The organism is Mesorhizobium sp. M7A.F.Ca.CA.001.08.2.1 (assembly GCF_003998455.1).
Taxonomy (GTDB): Bacteria; Pseudomonadota; Alphaproteobacteria; order Rhizobiales; family Rhizobiaceae; genus Mesorhizobium; species Mesorhizobium ciceri.
On sequence record NZ_RZPW01000754.1, the window covers coordinates 1 to 2,932 of the forward strand.

At 63.0% G+C, this 2,932-nt stretch carries 1 protein-coding gene; it reads left to right on the forward strand.

The features are described 5' to 3' along the window. On the forward strand, window positions 1–2,932 hold a 2,932-nt coding region (gene rpoC, locus EN914_RS30260; protein WP_127389474.1), incomplete at both ends, for a DNA-directed RNA polymerase subunit beta'.

A 2,932-nucleotide genomic window follows, 5' to 3' on the forward strand; every position in this document is an offset into this window, starting at 1 on the left:
GCTCAAGGTCGTCGAGAACTTCATGGAATCCGGCAATCGTCCGGAATGGATGATCATGAAGGTGGTTCCGGTGATCCCGCCGGACCTGCGTCCGCTCGTCCCGCTGGACGGCGGCCGTTTCGCCACGTCGGATCTGAACGATCTCTATCGCCGCGTCATCAACCGCAACAACCGTCTGAAGCGGCTGATCGAGCTGCGCGCCCCCGGCATCATCGTGCGCAATGAAAAGCGCATGCTGCAGGAAGCCGTCGATGCGCTGTTCGACAACGGCCGTCGCGGCCGCGTCATCACCGGCGCCAACAAGCGCCCGCTGAAGTCGCTGTCCGACATGCTCAAGGGCAAGCAGGGCCGATTCCGTCAGAACCTGCTCGGCAAGCGCGTCGACTATTCCGGCCGCTCGGTCATCGTGACCGGTCCGGAGCTCAAGCTGCACCAGTGCGGCCTGCCCAAGAAGATGGCGCTCGAACTGTTCAAGCCCTTCATCTACGCCCGTCTCGACGCCAAGGGTTACTCCTCGACCGTCAAGCAGGCGAAGAAGCTGGTCGAAAAGGAGCGTCCGGAAGTCTGGGATATCCTCGACGAGGTCATCCGCGAGCATCCGGTGCTGCTGAACCGTGCGCCGACGCTGCACCGTCTCGGCATCCAGGCGTTCGAGCCGATCCTGATCGAAGGCAAGGCGATCCAGCTGCACCCGCTGGTCTGCACGGCCTTCAACGCCGACTTCGACGGCGACCAGATGGCCGTTCACGTGCCGCTGTCGCTGGAAGCGCAGCTTGAAGCCCGCGTGCTGATGATGTCGACCAACAACATCCTGCACCCGGCTTCCGGCGCGCCGATCATCGTGCCGTCGCAGGACATGGTTCTGGGTCTCTACTATCTCTCGATCGTCAACCAGAACGAGCCGGGCGAGGGCATGGTGTTTGCCGACATGGGCGAACTCCAGCACGCGCTCGAGACCAAGGCGGTGACGCTGCACTCCAAGATCAAGGGTCGTTTCCGCACGGTCGACGCCGAAGGCAAGGTCGTGTCGAAGATCCATGACACCACGCCTGGCCGCATGATCATCGGCGAGCTTCTGCCGAAGAACGTCAACGTGCCTTACGAGACCGCCAACCAGGAGATGACCAAGAAGAACATCTCCAAGATGATCGACACCGTCTACCGCCACTGCGGTCAGAAGGAGACGGTCATTTTCTGCGATCGCATCATGGCGCTCGGCTTCAGCCATGCCTGCCGCGCCGGCATTTCGTTCGGCAAGGACGACATGCTGATCCCGGATGCCAAGATCAAGCTGGTCTCCGACACCGAGGCTTTGGCCAAGGAATACGAGCAGCAGTACAATGACGGTCTGATCACGCAGGGCGAGAAGTACAACAAGGTCGTCGACGCCTGGGCCAAGTGCTCGGAAAAGGTCGCCGACGAGATGATGGCCCGCATCAAGGCGGTCGAGTTCGAGGACAATGGCCGTCAGAAGCCGATGAACTCGATCTACATGATGTCGCACTCCGGTGCGCGTGGCTCGCCCACCCAGATGCGCCAGCTTGCCGGCATGCGCGGCCTTATGGCCAAGCCGTCGGGTGAAATCATCGAGACGCCGATCATCTCGAACTTCAAGGAAGGCCTGACCGTGCTCGAGTACTTCAACTCGACCCACGGCGCCCGCAAGGGTCTGGCCGACACCGCCTTGAAGACGGCGAACTCGGGTTACCTCACCCGTCGTCTGGTCGACGTGGCGCAGGACTGCATCGTCAACTCCGTCGACTGCGGCACCGACAAGGGCCTCACCATGCAGCCGATCGTCGATGCCGGTCAGGTCGTTGCTTCGGTCGGCCAGCGCGTGCTGGGCCGTACGTCGCTCGACGACATCACCCATCCGGTGTCGGGCGAGATCCTGGTCAAGGCCGGAACGCTGATGGACGAGCGTGACGTGGAACAGATCGAAAAGGCCGGCGTCCAGTCGGTCCGCATCCGCTCGGCACTGACTTGCGAAGTCAGGGTTGGCGTCTGCGCGGTCTGCTACGGTCGCGATCTGGCCCGCGGCACCCCGGTCAACCAGGGCGAAGCCGTCGGCGTCATCGCGGCGCAGTCGATCGGCGAGCCGGGCACCCAGCTCACCATGCGTACCTTCCACATGGGCGGTACCGCGCAGGTGGTGGACAGCTCGTTCCTTGAAGCCTCGTATGAGGGCAAGGTCGAGATCCGCAACCGCAACGTGGTGCGCAACTCCGACGGCCAGCAGATGGTCATGGGCCGCAACATGGCGGTGCTGATCCTCGACGAAGCCGGCAAGGAGCGCGCCTCGCACCGTCTCACCTATGGTTCGCGCATCTTCGTGGACGATGGTGACAAGGTGAAGCGCGGCCAGCGTATCGCCGAGTGGGATCCCTACACGCGTCCGGTCCTCACCGAAATCGAGGGCAGGGTGTCGTACGAGGATCTGGTCGACGGCATTTCCGTTCAGGAAACGGCCGACGAGTCGACCGGCATCACCAAGCGTGAGGTCATCGACTGGCGCTCGACGCCGCGTGGCAACGACCTGAAGCCGGCGATTGCGATCCAGGACGCCAAGGGCAAGGTCGGCAAGCTGTCCAAGGGCGGCGACGCCCGCTTCCTGCTCTCGGTCGAGGCCATTCTTTCGGTCGAGCCGGGTTCGCAGGTTCGCCCCGGCGACGTTTTGGCGCGTATTCCGATGGAAAGCGCCAAGACCAAGGACATCACCGGCGGTCTGCCGCGTGTTGCCGAGCTGTTCGAGGCACGTCGTCCGAAGGATCACGCCATCATCGCCGAGATCGACGGCACGATCCGCTTCGGCCGCGACTACAAGAACAAGCGTCGCATCATCATCGAGCCGCATGACTCGACGCTTGAGCCGGTCGAATACCTGATCCCGAAGGGCAAGCCGTTCCATCTCCAGGACGGCGACGTCATCGAG